We start from the raw sequence: 17,891 nt of genomic DNA, 5'->3' as shown, positions 1-17,891 counted from the left end.
GTCTGGCTGCGGTGGCGGGCGTCGTGCACCAGAGGCAGACGGCACGGACCGGGCGGACCTGAGGACGTCCGCGCGGCCTTGGTGACGGGGCCTACAGCTCCCCGAGGTCCCGGCTGATCCAGCCCGGCGTGTCGAACCGGATCGGCAGCACGCCCACCAGCGCCTCCAGCTGGGCCTCGAACCGCTCCAGCTCCGCCTCGCCCAGCTGCTCGGCCCAGCGGGCCCGCAGCTCGTCGAACACCGCCTCGCCCTGCGTCAGCACCTCGAACCCGAGCGGCGTCACCCGCAGGCGCTTGCGGCGGGCGTCGCGCGGGTCGGCCTCCCCTGTCACCCAGCCGCGCTCCTGCAGGACGGCGATCGTGCGGGCGGCCGACTGCTTGGTCACCGACAGCCGCCTGCCCAGCTCCGAGGCGCTCTCCGCGCCCGCCGCGATCGCCCGCATGGCGAAGTCGTGGACCGGGCGCACGTCCTCGTAGCCGCGCCGGGCCAGTTCGGCGATCGCGGCGTCGGTGAGCGTGCGGAAACCGCCCAGCAGGGCCAGGGCCAGGTCTGCGCCGGAGCGTGGCATGGCGGGAGCGTACGGCACCGGCCTGGACAAAAGACAGTCTGGGTGTCTATCGTTGCGCCGCACTCGACAACCTGACTGTCCATTTGGGGGTTCTGCGGTGATCGCTCACCACCACGCGCAGGTCAACGGCACCGAGCTGCACTACGTCTCGGCGGGCGACGGCGGGGCGCCGATCCTGCTGGTGCACGGGTTCCCGGAGACCTGGTGGGCGTTCCACCGCCTCATCCCGCTGCTCGCCGCCCGGCGCCGGGTGTTCGCGGTCGACCTGCGCGGGTTCGGCGACTCCGCCGTCGCGGGGCCCGACTTCGACGCGGCGGTCGCGGCGGAGGACCTGCACGCGCTGATCGGGCGCCTGGGCGTCGGGCCGGTGCACGTGCTCGGGCAGGACCTGGGCGGCGGGGCGGTGTTCCGGCTGGCGGCGCGGCACCCGGAGGACGTGCTCGGGGTGATCGCGGTCGAGACCGCGCTGGCCGGGTTCGGGTTCGAGCTGCTGACCGACGTGGCGCGCGGCGGGGCCTGGCACATCGGGGCGGTGGCGGCGGAGGGGGTGCCGGAGCTGCTGCTGCGCGGGAGGGAGCGGGAGTTCCTGCGGTACGCGTTCGACGCGATGTCGGCGGCGCCGGGGGCGGTGGGCGAGGCGGACCTGGCCGAGTTCGCGCGCACCTACGCCCGCCCCGGCGGCTGGTCGGGGGCGGCCGGGCTGTACCGGGCCGCGCTGCGGGAGGGGGAGGAGCTGCGGGCGCTGGCCGAGGAGCCGGGGGTGCGGGCGCCGGTGCTCGCGGTCGGGGCCGGGACCGGCGGGTTCACGGCGGACACCATGGCGCGGGCCGCGGGGGACGTCGTGGACGTGCGGGTGGACGGGGTCGGGCACTGGGTGGCGCTGGAGGCGCCGGAGCGGCTGGCGGAGGTGGTGCTGGGGTTCACCGGCGGCGCGGAGGGCTGAGGCTTCGACGGCGCTCGTGGCGGGGCGCCGGTCGCACGGGGCCGGTCGCCCACGGGACCGGTCGCCACCCCGCTACGCGCCCGCCGCCCCGCTACACGTCCGCCGTCACCACCGGGTCGACCGCCCTCGTCGGGTCGACCGGGTCCACCGCCGCCAGCAGCCGCAGCTTCTCGTGCGTCTCGCTCCCCGGCACCGCCGTGTACACCAGCAGCAGGTGCGACTGCACCGGGTCCACCAGGGTCTGGCACTCCAGGTCCAGCCTGCCCAGCGCGGGGTGCTCGAAGCGCTTGCCGTCGTCCGGCCTCAGGCCCACCTCGTGCGCCTCCCACAGCTCCCGGAACTCCGCGCTGCGCTCCAGCAGCAGCCCCACCAGCCGCGCCGCCTTCGAGTCCGGGCCGCGCAACGTCGCCAGCTCCCGCGAACCCGCCACGTACACCCGCGACAGGTAGTGGTGGTCCTCCGGCGCGTACAGCTTCCGGTACCCCGGATCGGTGAACCACCGGTACCCCAGCGACCGCGCCGGACCGGTGTACCGGGTCGTGTCGCCGGTCAGCGCCACGCCCAGCGGGGTCTGCCGCAGCGTTTCCCCCAGCTCGGTGACGATCTCCGCCGGGGTGTCGCCCAACCGGTCGAACACCCGCAGCATCCCCGGACTGATGTGCTCCCCGGTGGCGCCCCGCGCGGGCGGGTGGTGACCCGCCAACCGGAACAGGTGGTCGCGCTCGGCGAGCGACAGGTGCAGCCCTTGTGCGATCGAGGCGAGCATCTGCTCGGACGGCTGAGGCCCGCGCTCGCGCTCCAACCGGGAGTAGTAGTCCGCGGACATGTGGCACAGCATCGCCACCTCCTCCCGCCGCAACCCGCTCGTCCTGCGCCGCGCCCCGCGCGCGAGCCCGACGTCCTCGGGCTGGAGCGACTCCCTGCGCCGCCGCAGGAACTCGGCCAACCCGACCCGGTCGATCACCACGCGCGTCCTCCCCGCATCCCGCCGTCACCCGTTCTTACCGCCTCACCCCACCGCCGAGCCACGGATCGCCGATCCCCCTCTCCCAGCCTGGGATCGCCGGTCCGAGGCCCGGCGCGCCGTTGCCCGCCCCCGCGGATCGGCCGAACCTCGGTGGCACCGCAGGTTCCGACGAGCACCCGGAGTTGAGCCCAGTGCCGAACGACATCGACCTCACCCTCCCCGACCTCACCGGAAGGCGCGCCCTCGTCACCGGGGCGAGCGACGGCGTCGGCCTCGGCATCGCCGCCAGGCTCGCGGCGGCGGGCGCCGAGGTGCTGCTGCCCGTCCGCAACCCCCGCAAGGGCGAGGCCGCCCTCGCCGAGATCCGCGAGCGGGCCCCCGGCGCCACCGCCTCGCTGCGCTCGCTCGACCTGTCCTCCCTGGACTCGGTCGCCGCGCTCGGCGAGGCGCTGCGCGCCGAGGGCGACCCGATCCACCTCCTGGTCAACAACGCGGGTGTGATGACCCCGCCCGAGCGGCAGAGCACCGCCGACGGCTTCGAGCTCCAGTTCGGCACCAACCACCTGGGCCACTTCGCCCTGGTCGCGCACCTGATGCCGCTGCTCAGGGCCGGGCGGGCGCGGGTGACCACGCAGCTGAGCGTCGCGGCGAACCAGGGCGCGATCAACTGGGCCGACCTGAACTGGGAGCGCTCGTACAACGGGCGGCGCGCCTACAGCCAGTCCAAGCTCGCGGCAGGCCTGTTCGGCCTGGAACTGGCCCGGCGCAGCCGCGCGGGCGACTGGGGCGTGACCAGCACCCTGTCCCACCCCGGCATCGCCCCCACGAGCCTGCTCGCCGCCCGCCCCGAGCTGGGCCGCTCGGGCGACACGACGGGCAGGCGCCTGATCCGCCTGCTGGCGTCCGCCGGCCTGCTCGTCGGCACCCCCGACACGGCGGGCCTGCCCGCGCTCCTCGCCGCGACCACCCCGGACCCGGCGCCGTTCTACGGCCCCAGCGGCCCCGGCCACCTCGGCGGCCCACCCGCCGCGCAGGAGCTGTACTCGCGGCTGCGCGACAAGGCCGACGAGGCCCGGCGGGTGTGGGAGGTGTCCGAGGAGCTGACGCGGGTGAGCTTCGCGCACGTGTGACGGACGCGGCGGCCCCTGGGGCACGCAGGCGCGGGCGCCCGCACCGGTTCACCCGGACGGGAGAGCTGACCGGGGGTACTCCGCCGGGCCCGCCGCGGGCCGCCCGGTGGTGGGGGGGTCGGCGGGCTCGCGTCGGGTGGTGCGCACCAGCGAGCCGGTGGACGGGAGGTCGGGTGTGGGGAGCGTGCCCTGGTTCGTGGTGCTGCCCGACCTGGCGGGGGCCGGGCGGGTGCTGCGGCGGTTGGCCGGGAGGCGCGGTGCTCGCCGCGCACCGGTCCGGGCGGCCCTGGGTGGTGGGGAGCGGGACCGCCGTGTCCCGTGAGGACGGGGTGGTGGCGCTCGGGGGCGCCGGGACCGGGGGCCACGCCGATGTCGCCGCGCGACCCGGCCCTGGCGTGCCCGCGGTTCCCACCGCCGGAGCCGCCGGGTTCGCCTGGGTCCGGTGCGGGGGGCACCACCTCGGCGCCTCGCTCGACGGCGGTGTCCGCGTGCGGGGGACGGCGTCCGGGGTCCGGCGGGTCTTCCACGCGCGCGTCGACGGCGTCGACCTCGCCTGCGACCGGGCCGACGTGCTCGCCGTCGCCGCCCGCGCGCCCGTCGACGAGGCCGTGCTCGCGGCGCTCCTGCTCGGCGACCGGCTCCCGCACCCGCTCACCGACCTCACCCCCTGGCGCGGCGTCACGGCCGTTCCCGCCGGGTGCGCGCTCGAACTGCCCGCCGGGGGCGGCGCGCGCACGACGCGGTGGTGGACGCCGCCCGAACCGGTCCTCGGGATCGAGGACGGGGCCGCGGGGCTCAGGCGGGCCCTGGAGGAGGCGGTGCGCTCGCGCGGGGACGCGGTCACCGTCGGGCCCGGCGGCGGGCTCGGGTCCCGCGCGCTCGCCGTCCTCGCCGAACGGCTCGGGGTGCTCGTCGGCGCCGCCGCCCCCGGCGCCGGGTGGACCGGACCGCCCGCCGCCGACCTCCCCGCACCGCTGCCGCGCGTCCTGCCGGGAAGCCCCCGCGCGCTCACCGGGACCGGCGCGGACGAGGTCGTCGGCGCGCCCGTCGAGTACCTGCACGACCTCGCCCGCCTCAACCCGCGCGCCGCCTGGCAGCACCTCGCCGCCCACCGGGCCCGCCACCGGTGGCCGCTCGGGGACGTGCTGCGCGGGTTCGCCGACCGGCGGGACTACCGGACCTGGCTGCTCGACCAGGCCCGCGCGCTGCACGACGACGCCGTCCCGCCGCTCGGCTGGGGCGCCCCGCCCCGCCTGCCGCCGTGGGTGAGCGTCGAGGCCGCCGTCGGGGTCGCCGCGCTGCTGCGCGCCCACGCCGACGTCGAACCGCTCGCGCCCTGCCGGGGGCGGCACAGCCACCTGCGGCGGGTGGGGGCCGTCGCCGCGACCTGCCGGGCGGCGGGCGGGGGCGGGGCCCCGTTCCTGGACGACCCGGTCCTGGAGGCGTGCCTGGCGGTCCGGGCCGAGCAGCGCGGCGCGCCGGGGCGCGCGCCGCTGCTCGTCGCCGCCGTGCCCGAGGTGGCGTTCGCGCCGGAGGAGGCGAGCGCGGACCACACCGACGACCACGACCACGACGACGACCTGCTCGACGCCTCCCCGCTGACCGCGCTGGGCATCGTGGACGCCGACGTCGTGCGCGCCCAGCTCGCCGCCCCCGACCCGCGCTGGGCGACCGCCCTGGAGCACACCCTGGCCGTGGCGCGCTGGCGACCGGGCGGCGCGCTCGGCGGGTGAGCAGCACGCCCCCGCGACCCGTCCCCGGCCGTCAACTAGCGTTCACGCCCGGACTGCGGTTCTCCTGGAGGTCGGTGCGGTGGTGGGTCCGGTGGTCGGGGCGGGTCGCGGGCGGCGGGAGCGGGTGGCGCGCTGGGTCGGGTGGCACGCGCTCGTCGCGGTGGCGGGTGGCGCGCTCTGCTTCGCGTTCCCCCCGCACGGCCTGTGGTGGACCGCCCTCCCGGCGTTCGCCGCGCTCTGGACCGCCCTGCGCGGCGCCCGCGCCCGCCGCGCGTTCGGGCTCGGCCTCACCTTCGGCCTGGCGTTCTTCCTGCCGCACCTGCTGTGGCTCAACGACTTCCTCGGCCGCGAGTACGGCGTCGGACCGTGGCTGCTGCTCTGCGCGGTCATGGGCCTGTACAGCGCCGCCGCCTGCGCGTTCGTGCCGCTGGTCGCCCGGCTGCCCGCCGCCCCGGTGTGGGGCGCGCTGCTGTTCGTGCTCCAGGAGACCCTGCGCGGACTGGCGCCGTTCAACGGGTTCCCGTGGGGCCGGGTGGCGTTCGGGCAGGTCGACGGACCGTTCCTGGCGCTCGCCGCGCTCGGCGGGGCCCCGCTGGTGTCGTTCGCGGTCGTGGCGACCGGGTTCGGGCTGGCCGCGCTCGCCACCGGACCGCGCTCGCCCTCGCACGCCTGGGTGGTCGTGCCGCTGGTCGCCGCGCTGGCGACCGCCCCGCTGGTGGGAACCGACGCCCAGGAGGGCACGCGCAAGATCGCCGTCATCCAGGGCAACGCCCCCGACATCGGCCTCGGCCTGCTCCACGCGCGCGACACCCTGCGCGCCAACCACCTGCGGGCCGCCGCCGAGCTGGCCGACCGCGTGCGCTCCGGCGAGCTGCCCGCGCCCGACCTGGTGGTGTGGCCGGAGAGCTCGGTCAGCGTCGGCGCGGACGACGCCGGCGTCGACCGGGCGGTGCGCGAGCTGGGCGTGCCGAACCTGGTCGGCGCGGTGCGGCGGGTCGACGGGAAGCAGCAGAACGCGATCATCGACTGGGACCCGGTCGACGGGCCCGGCGAGGTGTACGCCAAGCAGGAGCTGGTGCCGTTCGCCGAGCACATCCCGGTGCGCGACCTGGCCAGGATCATCACCCCGTTCGCCGACACCCCCGACATGGACGCGGGCGGCGAACCCGGCCTGTTCGACGTCGCGGGCACGAAGGTCGGACTGGGCATCTGCTACGAGCTGGCCTACGACTACGTGCTGCGCGAGTCCGCCGCCCAAGGCGCGCGGCTGATCGTCGCGCCCACCAACAACGCCTGGTACGGGCCCGGCGAGATGACCTACCAGCAGCTCGGCATGGCCCGGCTGCGGGCGGTCGAGCACGGGCGGGCCGTGGTCGTCGCGGCGATCAGCGGGGTCAGCGCGGTGGTCCGGCCGGACGGGAGCGTGGCCGAGTCCACCGGCATGTTCACCGAGGACCTGGTGGTCGCGGACGTGCCGCTGCGCTCGTCGGTCACGGTCGCGACCCGGATCGGCGGGGTGCTCGGCGGGCTGTTCACGATCGCCGCCCTCGGCGCGATCGCGGCGGGCGCGTGGCTGGCGCGCCGCGAGCGCCGGGCGCGCGCCGCCGAACCCGCCGCCGAGCCCGTTCCCACGCCCTGAAACGGGCGGTTCCCGCCCCCTCGTGAGGGGGCGGGAACCGTTGGGGGGATGGAGGAGAGGGCTTCGGGGGTCAGACGCGGAAGCGCTCCACCGCCGCGCGCAGGTCGCGGGCCGAGGTGTCGAGCGACTGCGCGGCCGAGGTGACCTCCGCCAGCTGCGCGGTGGTCCGCTCCGTCGCCTGCGCCACGCCCGACGCGTTCGCCGCGATCTCGCCGGACCCGGTCGCCGCGCCCGACACGTTGCGCGCCATCTCGGCCGTGGTCGCGGTCTGCTCCTCGACCGCCGCCGCGATGGTGTTCTGGAACGAGCTGATCTGGCCGATGATCGCGGAGATCTCCGCGATCGCCAGCACCGCCGCGTCCGTGTCCGACTGGATCACCGCGACCTTGCCCACGATGTCCTCGGTCGCCTTCGCGGTCTCCTGCGCCAGCTCCTTGACCTCGTTCGCGACCACCGCGAACCCCTTGCCGGACTCGCCCGCCCGCGCCGCCTCGATCGTGGCGTTCAGGGCGAGCAGGTTGGTCTGCTCGGCGATCGAGGTGATCGCGCCGACCACCGAGGCGATCTCGGTCGACGACTCGCCGAGGCGGGACACGATCGTGGTGGTGGACTCGGCGGTGGACACGGCCTGCGCCGCCACGCGGGCCGCCTCGGCGGCGTTGTGGGCGATCTCCTGGATGGACTGGCCCATCTCGGCGCTGCCGGTGGCCACGGTGCGCACGTTGCCCGAGATGTCCTCGGCCGCCGCCGACACCCGGCCCGCCTGCGCCGCGGTGTCCTGGTTGTTCTGGGACAGGGTGCGCGCGGTGCCCGCGAGGCCGCCCGCGAGCGAGGTCAGCGAGGTCGCCCCGTTCGACAGCGCGGTCACGGCGGCGCGGGTGTTGTCGACGGCCTCGGCGAGCGCCCGGTCGGCCTCGGCGACCTCGTCGCCGCCCTCCGGGGTCGGGGTGGCGGTCAGGTCGCCCTCGGCGACGCGGCGCAGCGCGCCGACCGTGCGGCCCAGCGGGGCGGTGATGCTGCGGGTGACGGCGAACGCCAGCAGCGCGGCCAGCGCGATGGCGGCGACCAGCGCGACCACGACCCAGGTGATCAGGGTGGCCGCGGCGGCCTCGGCGGCGGCCTGGTCGGTGGCCAGGCGCTCGGTCAGCTGCCCGATCAGGGCGTCGGTGTCCTGGACGATCGCGAAGTAGATCTCGTAGCCGGGGCCCAGGACGATCGCGTCGCCCTCGTCCACCGCGCCCCGCGCGTACGCGGCGGCGGCCTGGTCGTCGGCGGTGAAGTACTTCTTCCAGGCGGCGTCGATCCTGGTGAACGTCTCGCGCTCGGCGTCGGTCAGCCGCTCGGTGGGCACGGACGCGAGCACGTCGGCCAGCTTGGCCTTGTCGGCCAGGAAGCCCGCGCGGTTGGCGCTGCTCGGGGCGACGGCCTCCGCCGGGCTGAGCCTGCGCGCGTCCCAGGCGTAGGCGACCTGCCAGCCGCTGATGTCGGCGTCGTAGAACTTGATGAGGTCGGCGGCGCGCACCAGGTCGCGGACCTGCCGCTCCCGCGCGGCCGACGCCTGCTGGTCGCCGACCCCCAGCACGGCGGCCACCGAGGCGCCGCTCAGCACGACGGTGACGGCGGTGAACCCGGCGCCGAGGCGGGCGCCGAGGCGCAGGCGGCGGAGCTGACCGGAGAACATCCGACCTCCAGGGGCGGTGCGCCGCAGGACGCGGCGGGGCACCGGCTGTAACGGCAGGCGGCGGGGCGGGCTGACGGGTTTTCCCGCCGGGTGGTGTCACCTGACCGGGCGATGTCCGGGGGCGCGCGGGCGGGGGCGTTCTCTGGCGGGCGCGCCGCGCAGGTGTGGCCACCTGCCCGGAGGGCGTTGTGCGCGCGCAACGCCGAAGCGTTGTGCGAGCACACCGGTCGTCGAACCGGGCCGCCGGAGCTGTTCCGGTCGCGCCAACGGGTTCCCGCGAGGACCGTCCCAAGAGGTCGTTGCGCCCGCGCGGCGTCCCGGCGTCGCGCCGACACGCCCCCAGGTCCTTGCCCCCACCCGCCGGGAAGCAGAATGATCGCTCCCGAGGGGGGTGCATGACGATCGGTCCACTACCGCCGAGGGCGCGCGCGGCGCTGGCCCTGCTGGCGCTGCACACCGACGTCCGGCGGGGCGTCGACCGGGTCGCGGCCTCCGGAACGGGCGGGCTGTTCGTCCTCGGCTGGGACGACACCGTCGCCGAGGTCTGCGCGGGCGGCTACCCGCTGACCGGGGTCGCGGCCACCCCCGAGAACCTCGCCCAGACCGCCAAGATGGACCTCGCCGTGGTCCTCGGCGACGGCCTCACCGAGATCGTCCGCGCCCACGCCGCGCTCCGCCCGCGCTCGGCCCACGTCCAGCCCGGCCACGGCGCCCGGCACGCCACCGCCGCCAACACCGCGCGCGACGTCGCCGTCCCGGTGGTCGCGGTCAGCGAGGAGACCGGCGTCGCCACGCTCTACGCGGGCGAGCACCGGATCGTGCTCACCGAGCCGAACGCGCTGCTCAGCAGGACCGCCGTCCGCGTCCTGCTGCTCGACTCGCGCGTGCGGGCCCTGCGCGCCCCCGCGCTCGGCGCGGACCGCGCCGACGGGCTGCGCCGCGAGGCCGCCGCCCTCCTGGACGAGCTGGACCCGCTGCTGCTGGAGTTGGGCGAGGACGGCGCGATCGCGGCCGAGCTGGTCGCCGGGTACCGCCGCGAGCTGGACACCGGCCCCGCCGACCGCCTGCCCGCGCCCGGCGCCGCCGACGAGTGGTGGGACCACGCGCTCGCGCACGTGTCCGCGCTGCTGGCGGGCGCGCCCGACCCGGTCCCGGCCGACCCGACCCTGCCCGAGCTGCGCTTCCGCGACGAGCGCCACGCGCTGGCCTGGCTGGACCGGCGCTGGGCCGCGCTGCTGCGCGACACCCGCCTGGCGCTGCGCGACGGCGACCGCGGCGCCGCGCTGCGCAGGCTCACCCTCGTGCTCGACTACTGCTACCGCCGCAAGCCGTGGCGGGACTGGGTCGAGCTGGCCACCAGCGCCGCGCTCATCGCCCGGCGGGTCGGCGACCGGGCCGCCGAGGCCGCCCTGCTGTCCACCCTGGGCCTGGCGCACCGCGAGCTGCGCGACCACGACGTCGCCGTCGAGCTGCTGTCCCTGGCCGAGCGGGCCTGGCGCGAGCTGGACGACCCGCGCGGCCGGGCCGTCGCCCTCAACCGGCTCGCCCACGCCCACGCCGAGGCGGGCGCCCCCGACCTCGCCCTGGACCTGGCCGGCCAGGCGCTCGAGCTCGCGGTCCGCGCGGACGACCCCTGGTTGGCGGGCGTGGTGCTCAACAACCTGTGCGGCGCGCACCGCAGGGCCGGTGACCTGGTCGCGGCGCTGGAGCACGCCGACCGGGCGGCCGAGGCGTTCCGGCGCGCCGGGCGCCACCAGGGCGTGGCCTGGGCGGAGGTGATGCGCGGCAACGTCCACCACGACGCGGGCCGCCACCGGGCCGCGCTCGACTGCTACCGCGCCGCGCTCGCCACCCGCGCCGCCGCCGACGACCGGTACGGGGTCGCGGTGTGCCACCACGACCTGGCCAGGACGCTGCTCGCCTCCGGCGACCCGGCGGGCGCGCAGGAGCACCTCGACCTGGCGCTGGGGCACTTCGACGCCATCGGCGACCCGCGCGCGGGGGACGTGCGGGCGCTGCTGGGGCAGGTCGCGGGCTGACCGGGATCGGGTGATCGGGGGATCGGTGAAGGACATCAGGAACGTGGTCAGCGGCGCGGCGCACGTCGTCGTGCAGGCCGGGAACATCGAGTCGTTCGGGCTGCCCGTCCCGCGCCCGCCCATGCAGCTGCCCGGCTGGCAGGGCGCGCTGTTCAACCAGCGGCAGGCCCAGGCGGCGCTGTCCGAGGCGTTACCCGAGGGCGGGCCGGGGCTGCTGTGCGTGTCCGGGCAGCCGGGGGTGGGCAAGTCCGCGCTGGTGGTGCACTGGGCGCGGCGCAACCTGGCGCACTTCCCCGACGGCGTCCTGTACGCGGACCTGCGCGGCCACAACCCGGCCACCACGCCCGCCGAACCCGGTGAGGTGCTCGACCCGTTCCTGCACGCGCTGGGCGTCCCCGGCCTGGGCGGCGTCGAGGACCGGGCCGCCCAGTACCGCAGCGCGCTCAGCGGCAAGCGGGTGCTGGTCGTGCTCGACGACGCCACCGGCGCCGAGCAGGTCCGGCCGCTGCTGCCCGGCGGGCGCTCGGTGGTCGTGGTGACCAGCCGGTCCCGGCTGCGCGGCCTGGTCGTGCGCGACGGCGCCGTCGACGTCCCCCTCGGGCCGCTCTCGCTCGCCGAGGCGGTGGCGCTGATCGTGGAGCGCAGCGACGGCGTGGGCGTGGCCGACGACCCGGCGACCGAGGTGCTGGCCCGCCGGTGCGGGTGCCTGCCGCTGCTGCTGCTCATCGCGGCCCAGCGGATCGACGGCTTCACCTTCTCCACGGCCGCCGAGCTGGCCGGGGAGCTGGCCGAGAAGGCGGTGTTCGCGGTGCTCAGGGACGACGGGGACGTGGTCGGCACGTCCTACCGCAGGCTCGCGCCCGAGCAGGCGCGGGTGTTCCGGCTGCTCGGGCTGCTCCCCGGCGCCACCGCGACCCCGGAGGCCGTCGGCGCGCTGACCGGGCTTCCGCTCGGGGCCGTGCGGGAGGCGCTGGGGGCGCTGTGCCTGGCGAACCTGCTGGAGGTCGTCGTGGCCGGGCGGCGGTTCCAGCTGGTCAGCCCGCTGCGCGAGTACGCGGCCGAGCGCGCCGACGAGGAGGAGGACGCGCAGGAGCGGTTCGAGGCGGTGTTGCGGGCGCTCCGGTGGCACCTGGCGAGCGCGCTGGCCGCCGACCGGGCGCTGGGAGCCGCGCGGACCGGCGCGGACCTCCCCGGCGCGGACCTCCCCGGCGCGGGCCGACCGTTCGCGGACGCGGCCGAGGCGGGCGCGTGGTTCGCCGCCGAGCGGGTCAACCTGGTGGCGTGCGCGCGGCGGGCCGCGGAGCTGGGCGAGCACGGGGTGGCGTGGCGGTTGGCGGTGGCGCTGTTCGAGCACTGCTACCGGGTCAAGGCGTGGGACGACTGGATCACCGCGCACGAGCTCGGGCTGGTGTCGGCGCGGGCCTCCGGTGAGGCCGTCGGGGTGGCGCTGGTGCTCGGCGGGCTCGGGGTGGCGTTCCGGGAGCGGCGCGAGCACGGGCGCGCGGAAGCGTGCTTCCGGGAGGCGCTGGAGATCCACGAGGGCGCGCGGGACGAGCGCGGGACCGGGTGGGTCGCGATCCGGTACGCGCAGCTGTGCCGGGAGCTGGGGCGCGGCGGCGAGGCGGTGGCGCTGGCGTCCCGGGCGCTCGACGTGGCCGAGCGGCTGGGGGACCGGCAGGCGGCAGGGGAGGCGCGCAACAGCGTGAGCGGGCTGCACCGGGAAGCCGGGCGGACGGCCGAGGCGCTGGCGTTCGCGGAGGCCGCGCTGGGCGACTTCACCGCCGCCGGGTCGGCGCGGAGCGCGGCGTGGGCGCGGTTGAGCGCGGCGAACGCGCTGCGGGACGCGGGGCGGTTCGCCGAGGCGGTGGAGCTGTACGCGCTGGTGCGCGAGGCGCGGCGGGCGCCGGGGGAGGAGTACGGGCTGGCGCTGGTGCTGGCGGAGCTGGGGTGCGCGCGGTGCCTGGCCGGTGACGTGGCGACCGGGCTGGCGGAGCTGCGGGAGGGCTTGGCGCTGCTCCCCGAGGGGGACGTGGTCCGCGAGCGGGTGCGCGGCTGGGTCGAGCGCTTCACCGCCTCCGGCGAGGCGGGCTCGACCGGCGCCTGACGCGGCCGCTCACCGCAGGACCGGTGACCGACGGGCGCCCCACGACCGGGGCGCCCGTTCGGGCGTCAGCGCTGCTCGCCCTCACGCCGGGTGAGCACCACGGGCCCGTCCTCGGTGATCGCGACGGTGTGCTCGGAGTGGGCGGTGCGGGAGCCGTCCGCCGAGCGGATGGTCCAGCCGTCCTCGTCGTAGACGATCCGGTCCGTCGTGCGCGCCAGCCACGGCTCCAGGGCCAGCGTCAGGCCGGGCCGCAGCTTGAGGCCGCGACCGGCCTTGCCCTTGTTGGGCACGTGCAGGTCCTCGTGCATCGTGCGCCCGATGCCGTGGCCGCCGAACTCGGTGTTCACCTTGTACCCGAACTCCGCCGCCACGGCGCCGATCGCGGCCGAGATGTCGCCCAGCTTGTTGCCGGGGCGCGCCGCGTCGATGCCCGCCTCCAGGGCGACCTCGGTGGCGCGGATGATCCGCTGGTCCTGCTCGTCCGGGGTGCCGACGATGACCGTGCGCGCCGAGTCCGCGGCCCAGCCGTCGATGCTGACGGCGATGTCGGCGCTGAGCACGTCGCCGTCGCGCAGGGCGTAGTCGTGCGGCAGGCCGTGCAGGACGGCGTCGTTGACGGACAGGCAGATGACGTTGCGGAACGGCCCCTCGCCGAAGGAGGGCGCGTAGTCCCAGTAGCAGGACTCGGCCCCGCGCTGCTTGATCAGGCCGCGCACGTGGTGCTCGATGTCCATCAGGTTGACGCCCACGTCGGCCAGGTTCCCCACCTCGGTGAGCACCTCGGCGACGAACCGCCCGGTCACGTGCATGCGGTCGATCTCCGCAGGCGTCTTCAGCTCGATCACTAGTACCCTCGCGTCATGTCAGTGCCGGTATTTCTATACCGGCACCTTAACACGGGTGCGGTATAGAAATACCAGCCTGCGGCGGGGGCGCCCCGACCGGTCTAGACCCCCAGCCCGCCGACCACCCGCACCACCTCGGCCGCCTCGCCCCAGGACAGCGTGAACCCCGCCCCGCCGTGCCCGTAGCACGCCACCACCGGCAGCCCCCGCCCCGGCACCACCTCCAGCCGCACCCGAGGCCGCGCCGGGCGCAGGCCCACCGCGCGCGACACCACCGGGCAGCCTGCCAGCTCCGGCGCCAGCGCGGTCGCCCGGCGCAGGATCGCCGCCTCCACCTCCGGGTCCGGCTCGGTGCCCCACTCGCCCACGTCGCCGGTCCCGCCGCACACCACGTCCCCGTCGCGCGGCACCACGTAGGTCAGGCCGCCGGGGTTGTCGTCGTCGGTCACCCAGCGGGTCAGGCCGGGGTTGGCCAGGCGCACCACCTGGCCCCGGATCGGGTGAACCTCCGGGTCGCCCAGCAGCGCCCCCGAGCCCAGCCCGGCCGCGACCACCACCGCGTCGAACCCCGCGCCCACGTCCTCCGGCTCGACCAGCTCGGCCGCGCGGAACACCACGCCCCGCCGCTCCACCCGCGCCCGCAACCAGTCCAGGTACACGTCCGTCACCGCCACCGGCAGGGTCACCACGACCCCGCGCGCGCCCTCCGGCACCTCGCCCGCGCCCGCCTCCCGCCACGCGGGCACGGCCGCCGTCCACGACCGGTCGGGGTCGGGCCTGCGGGACAGCACGGTGCCGGTGCGCAGCCGCACGCCCGTCGCCGGGTCCGCCGCCAGCGCGGCCAGCCGCTCGCCGGTCACCCTCCCGGACTCCAGCACCCGCTCTGAGCTGCCCACGGCGTGCGGGAACCAGATCGCGGCGGCCACCGACGACACCGACCCCGAGTGGTCGGCCCCGGCCACCACCTCGACCTCGTGCCCGGCCGCCGACAGCTCGTGCGCCACCGTCAACCCGACCACCCCGGCGCCGATCACGGCGATTCGCCCCATGCCCGGCGACCCTACCCGCGCGCCGCCGCCGACCGGACGACCCGCGCGGACCGGCCGTCCGGCGCCGGCCGCCCCGCGCCCTCAGGCGGGCGGTTCCCCAGGCAGGTGGTTCACGCACACCGGCCGCAGCTCGCGCAGGATCGCGTACGCCAGCGTCGCCAGGTCGTCCACCTGGTCCCCGGCGAGGTGGTCGAACAGGTTGGCGCGCAACGCCGTCGCGTAACCGGGCGCGCACTCGGCGACCTTGCGCTCGCCCTCCCCGGTCAGCCTGGCCTGGGTGTACCGGCCGTCCGCCGGGTCGGTGTTGCGGGTGATCCAGCCGCGCTTCTCCAGCCGCGCCACGATCCGCGACAGGTGCGAGGCGGTGACGCCCGCGCTGTCGGCGAGCTGGCTCATGTGCAGCACCTTCTCGGTGCTCGCGGAGAGCCACCACAGCACCTGGTACTCGCTGTGGCTGATCCCGGCTTCCTTCTGCAGGTGCGCGTCGAGCGCCGCCGGGAGCCAGGTGGTCACGCCCAGCAGCAGCGCCCACGCGCGCTGCTCGGCCACGTCCAACGGCTTCGGGGCTTCCTCGCTCGGCACGTCCGCACCCTACCAAGCCGTCATTTGACATGGAAAGTGATTGGGGTATCGTCACTTTCCACGGAAAGAGTTTCCGTGGAAAGCGATCACCCGTCGGGGTGGTCGAGCGGCCCGCCGGGGCCGGGAACCGAGGAGAAGCCATGCGCGCAGCGCGCTACCACGAGTACGGCCCCGTCGACGTGCTCACCGTCGACGACGACGTCGTCGAGCCGCACGCCAAACCCGGCGAGGTCCGGATCGCGGTGGGCGCGGCCAGCGTCAACCCGGTCGACTGGAAGGTCCGCGCCGGCTACCTGGCCAAGCTCTTCGACCTGCCCGTCGAGCAGCAGCCGCCCGGCATCGCGGCCTTCGCCATCGACCTGCCCGCCATCCCCGGCCGGGACGCCGCGGGCGTCGTGGACGAGGTCGGCGAGGGCGTCACCGGCGTCGCGGTCGGCGACCTCGTGTTCGGCCTCGGCGGCCTCGGCGGCGCCACCGCCGAGCACGCGGTCCTCTCCGCCTGGGCGCGCGTGCCGTCCACCTGGACCGTCGAGCAGGCCGCCGCGGCGGGCCTGGCCGTGGTCACCGCCGGGGGAGCGCTCGACGCGCTCGGCGACGTGGAGGGCCGCACCGTCCTGATCGAGGGCGCGGCGGGCGGGGTGGGCAGCACCGCCGTGCGGCTCGCCGTCGCGCGCGGCGCGAAGGTCATCGGCACCGCGAGCGAGCGCAACCACGACTACCTGACCGAGCTGGGCGCGGTGCCCACCACCTACGGCGAGGGCTTGGCCGAGCGGGTCGCGGCGCTCGGCGGCGCCGACCTCGTCCTCGACGCGGCCGGGTCCGGATCGCTGGCCGACCTCGTGGCCATCGCGGGCGGCCCCGACGCGGTCGTCACCGTCGCCGACCAGGTGAACGCGCCCGCGCTGGGCGTGCGCTCCCTCGGCGCCGAGAACAACCCGGTGCTGCTGGCCGAGGCCGCCGAGCTCGGCGAGCGCGGCGGGTACACCCCCCACGTGTCGCGGGTGTTCGCGCTGGACGAGGTCGCGCAGGCGCACGCGCACGTCGAGGAGGGCCACGTGCGCGGCAAGGTCGTCGTGCGGATCTGAGTTCCCCGAATGCGTTCACGGTGGTGAACAATGGTGTTCACCACCGTGAAAGCGAGTGCGCCGAACGAGTTTCCATTGCCTCGCCGGAAAAGCTGCGCTACCGTCCCCATTACCGCGCTTATCCGCTGTTTGCGCAGTTCAGAGACGTGAACAACGGGCGCGGGATCGCGTTTTTCCGGGTGCTCGCAAGGAGGCGTGCATGGGTTCGCGCAACCGATTAAACCTTTCTCCCCATTCGTGGAGAGCGCTCTCCGCGGTGGGTGCGGTGGGGGCTCTGGTGGTCGCGCTGGTGGCCTGGCCGAGCGCCCCGCCCGCGTCGGCCGCGGTGAGCGCGGGCACGTACGTGGTCACCAACGGCGGCAGCGGGCAGTGCCTCGACTCGGGCGGCGGCGCGAGCGGGTCGCAGTTGCAGCAGGCGTCGTGCGGCGGCTCCGCGAGCCAGCGGTGGACCCTCGCGGCGGTCAGCGGCGGCTTCCGCATCACCTCGGCGGCGGGCCTGTGCGCCGGGGTGCGGGACGACTCCACCTCGGCGGGCAAGGTCGTCGAGCAGGTCGCGTGCGGCAGCACCGGCAGCCAGACCTGGACCCTCGCGGAGAGCGGCGGCAACCACCGGGTGGTCAACGCCAACGGCGGGAAGTGCTTGAACACCAAGGACAACTCGACCGCGTCGGGCGCGCCGGTGCAGACCAACTCCTGCGACGGCGCGGCCACCAAGCAGTGGTCGTTCACCACCTCGGGCGGCGGCAACCCGACCACCACCACGACCACGACCGGCGGTGGCGGCCCCACGACCACCACCACCCCGCCACCCGGCGGCGGCACCGGCGACGGCCCGTGGCCGAGCGACACCGGCAGCGTGCACCAGACCACGACGAAGAACGCGGGGACCTTCTTCGACGGCGGCCTCAAGCGCTACTACGGCATCGGCGACGGCGGCCAGGGCGAGAGCCAGGACCCGATGTTCGTCGTCGCCAACGGCGGCACGATCCAGAACGTCATCATCGACGCGCCCGCCGGTGACGGCATCCACTGCGAGGGCTCCTGCACGATCCGCAACGTGTGGTGGAACGACGTCGGCGAGGACGCGGCCACGTTCAAGTCCGCCAGCTCCTCGGCGACCTACCTGGTCGACGGCGGCGGCGCGAAGTCCGGGGCCGACAAGGTGTTCCAGCACAACGGGGCCGGGACGCTGACCATCCGCAACTTCCAGGTGCACAGCTCCGGCAAGCTCTACCGGGCCTGCGGGAACTGCTCCACCTCGTACCAGCGGCACGTGGTGCTGGACGGGGTCACCGCGCGCTCGACCAAGGTCCTGGTGGGGATCAACACCAACTGGGGCGACACGGCCCGGTTCTCGCGGGTCACCGTCCACGGCAGCACGACGGTGTGCGAGAAGTACCAGGGCGTGCCGAAGGGCAGCGAGCCCAAGAAGATCGGCGAGGGGGCGGACGGCAAGAACTGCCTGTACCAGCCCTCGGACATCACCCAGCGGTGACGTCCTGACCGCGGGGCCGGGGTCGACGACG

General features: G+C 76.2%; 15 protein-coding genes. 9 read left to right on the top strand and 6 right to left on the bottom strand.

Annotation, left to right across the window (positions count from 1 at the left end; genetic code table 11):
• Positions 1 to 91: 91 nt before the first annotated feature.
• On the bottom strand, positions 92 to 568 hold the full coding sequence (locus CNX65_RS20975; RefSeq protein WP_096495286.1) for a MarR family winged helix-turn-helix transcriptional regulator: 477 nt from the start codon (positions 566 to 568) through the stop codon (positions 92 to 94).
• A 97-nt stretch (positions 569 to 665) separates the two neighbouring features.
• Between CNX65_RS20975 and CNX65_RS20970 the strand changes: the two genes are divergently transcribed.
• Positions 666 to 1,511, top strand: a complete 846-nt coding sequence (locus CNX65_RS20970) for an alpha/beta hydrolase (RefSeq protein ID WP_096495285.1) — start codon at positions 666 to 668, stop codon at positions 1,509 to 1,511.
• A 91-nt stretch (positions 1,512 to 1,602) separates the two neighbouring features.
• Here the strand turns inward: CNX65_RS20970 and CNX65_RS20965 are convergent, their stop codons facing one another.
• Entirely contained in the window at positions 1,603 to 2,475 is an 873-nt protein-coding gene (locus tag CNX65_RS20965) for a helix-turn-helix transcriptional regulator (protein ID WP_096497904.1), read from the bottom strand.
• Positions 2,476 to 2,669: 194 nt separating this feature from the next.
• Here CNX65_RS20965 and CNX65_RS20960 point away from each other — a divergent pair, with 194 nt between their 5' ends.
• The 4 genes from CNX65_RS20960 to lnt all read left to right on the top strand — a co-directional run bounded on the left by CNX65_RS20960 (position 2,670) and on the right by lnt (position 6,980).
• Entirely contained in the window at positions 2,670 to 3,608 is a 939-nt protein-coding gene (locus CNX65_RS20960) for an SDR family oxidoreductase (RefSeq protein WP_096495284.1), read from the top strand.
• Between the two features lie 139 nt (positions 3,609 to 3,747).
• On the top strand, positions 3,748 to 3,930 hold the full coding sequence (locus CNX65_RS36300) for a hypothetical protein (RefSeq protein ID WP_198320521.1): 183 nt from the start codon (positions 3,748 to 3,750) through the stop codon (positions 3,928 to 3,930).
• Positions 3,920 to 5,341: a hypothetical protein gene (locus CNX65_RS20955; RefSeq protein WP_157767761.1), complete on the top strand. Its 1,422-nt coding sequence runs from the start codon at positions 3,920 to 3,922 to the stop codon at positions 5,339 to 5,341. Before CNX65_RS36300 ends, CNX65_RS20955 begins: the two co-directional genes overlap by 11 nt.
• Before the next feature lie 79 nt (positions 5,342 to 5,420).
• On the top strand, positions 5,421 to 6,980 hold the full coding sequence (lnt, locus tag CNX65_RS20950; protein WP_096495282.1) for an apolipoprotein N-acyltransferase: 1,560 nt from the start codon (positions 5,421 to 5,423) through the stop codon (positions 6,978 to 6,980).
• 70 nt (positions 6,981 to 7,050) lie between these two features.
• Here the strand turns inward: lnt and CNX65_RS20945 are convergent, their stop codons facing one another.
• Positions 7,051 to 8,661 (bottom strand): methyl-accepting chemotaxis protein, encoded by a 1,611-nt coding sequence (locus CNX65_RS20945; RefSeq protein ID WP_096495281.1) that lies wholly within the window; start codon positions 8,659 to 8,661, stop codon positions 7,051 to 7,053.
• A gap of 395 nt (positions 8,662 to 9,056) precedes the next feature.
• On the opposite strand from CNX65_RS20945, the gene CNX65_RS20940 reads away from it, so the two are divergent.
• Positions 9,057 to 10,700, top strand: coding sequence for a tetratricopeptide repeat protein (locus CNX65_RS20940; RefSeq protein ID WP_096495280.1), 1,644 nt, complete (start codon positions 9,057 to 9,059; stop codon positions 10,698 to 10,700).
• Between the two features lie 25 nt (positions 10,701 to 10,725).
• Positions 10,726 to 12,804: an ATP-binding protein gene (locus tag CNX65_RS20935; protein ID WP_096495279.1), complete on the top strand. Its 2,079-nt coding sequence runs from the start codon at positions 10,726 to 10,728 to the stop codon at positions 12,802 to 12,804.
• 65 nt (positions 12,805 to 12,869) lie between these two features.
• Here CNX65_RS20935 and map read toward each other — a convergent pair whose 3' ends face one another.
• The 3 genes from map to CNX65_RS20920 all read right to left on the bottom strand — a co-directional run bounded on the left by map (position 12,870) and on the right by CNX65_RS20920 (position 15,280).
• Positions 12,870 to 13,649, bottom strand: a complete 780-nt coding sequence (gene map, locus CNX65_RS20930; RefSeq protein WP_096495278.1) for a type I methionyl aminopeptidase — start codon at positions 13,647 to 13,649, stop codon at positions 12,870 to 12,872.
• Positions 13,650 to 13,750: 101 nt separating this feature from the next.
• The gene (locus CNX65_RS20925; protein WP_096495277.1) at positions 13,751 to 14,698 is read right to left on the bottom strand and encodes an FAD-dependent oxidoreductase; all 948 of its coding nucleotides are present in this window, start codon (positions 14,696 to 14,698) and stop codon (positions 13,751 to 13,753) included.
• Positions 14,699 to 14,779: 81 nt separating this feature from the next.
• Complete coding sequence (locus CNX65_RS20920; RefSeq protein WP_096495276.1) at positions 14,780 to 15,280, bottom strand: MarR family winged helix-turn-helix transcriptional regulator; 501 nt, start codon at positions 15,278 to 15,280, stop codon at positions 14,780 to 14,782.
• Positions 15,281 to 15,420: 140 nt separating this feature from the next.
• On the opposite strand from CNX65_RS20920, the gene CNX65_RS20915 reads away from it, so the two are divergent.
• Together CNX65_RS20915 and CNX65_RS20910 are read left to right on the top strand one after the other, a co-directional pair.
• Entirely contained in the window at positions 15,421 to 16,365 is a 945-nt protein-coding gene (locus CNX65_RS20915; protein WP_096495275.1) for an NADP-dependent oxidoreductase, read from the top strand.
• A gap of 265 nt (positions 16,366 to 16,630) precedes the next feature.
• A complete protein-coding gene (locus CNX65_RS20910) occupies positions 16,631 to 17,860 on the top strand; it encodes a pectate lyase (protein ID WP_232519932.1) in 1,230 nt (409 codons plus the stop codon).
• The last annotated feature ends 31 nt before the right edge of the window (positions 17,861 to 17,891 follow it).

Source organism: Actinosynnema pretiosum (genome assembly GCF_002354875.1).
Lineage (GTDB): Bacteria > Actinomycetota > Actinomycetes > Mycobacteriales > Pseudonocardiaceae > Actinosynnema > Actinosynnema auranticum.
The sequence above is the reverse complement of the archived record's forward strand: the minus strand, read 5'-3'. Positions and strand labels throughout refer to the sequence as shown.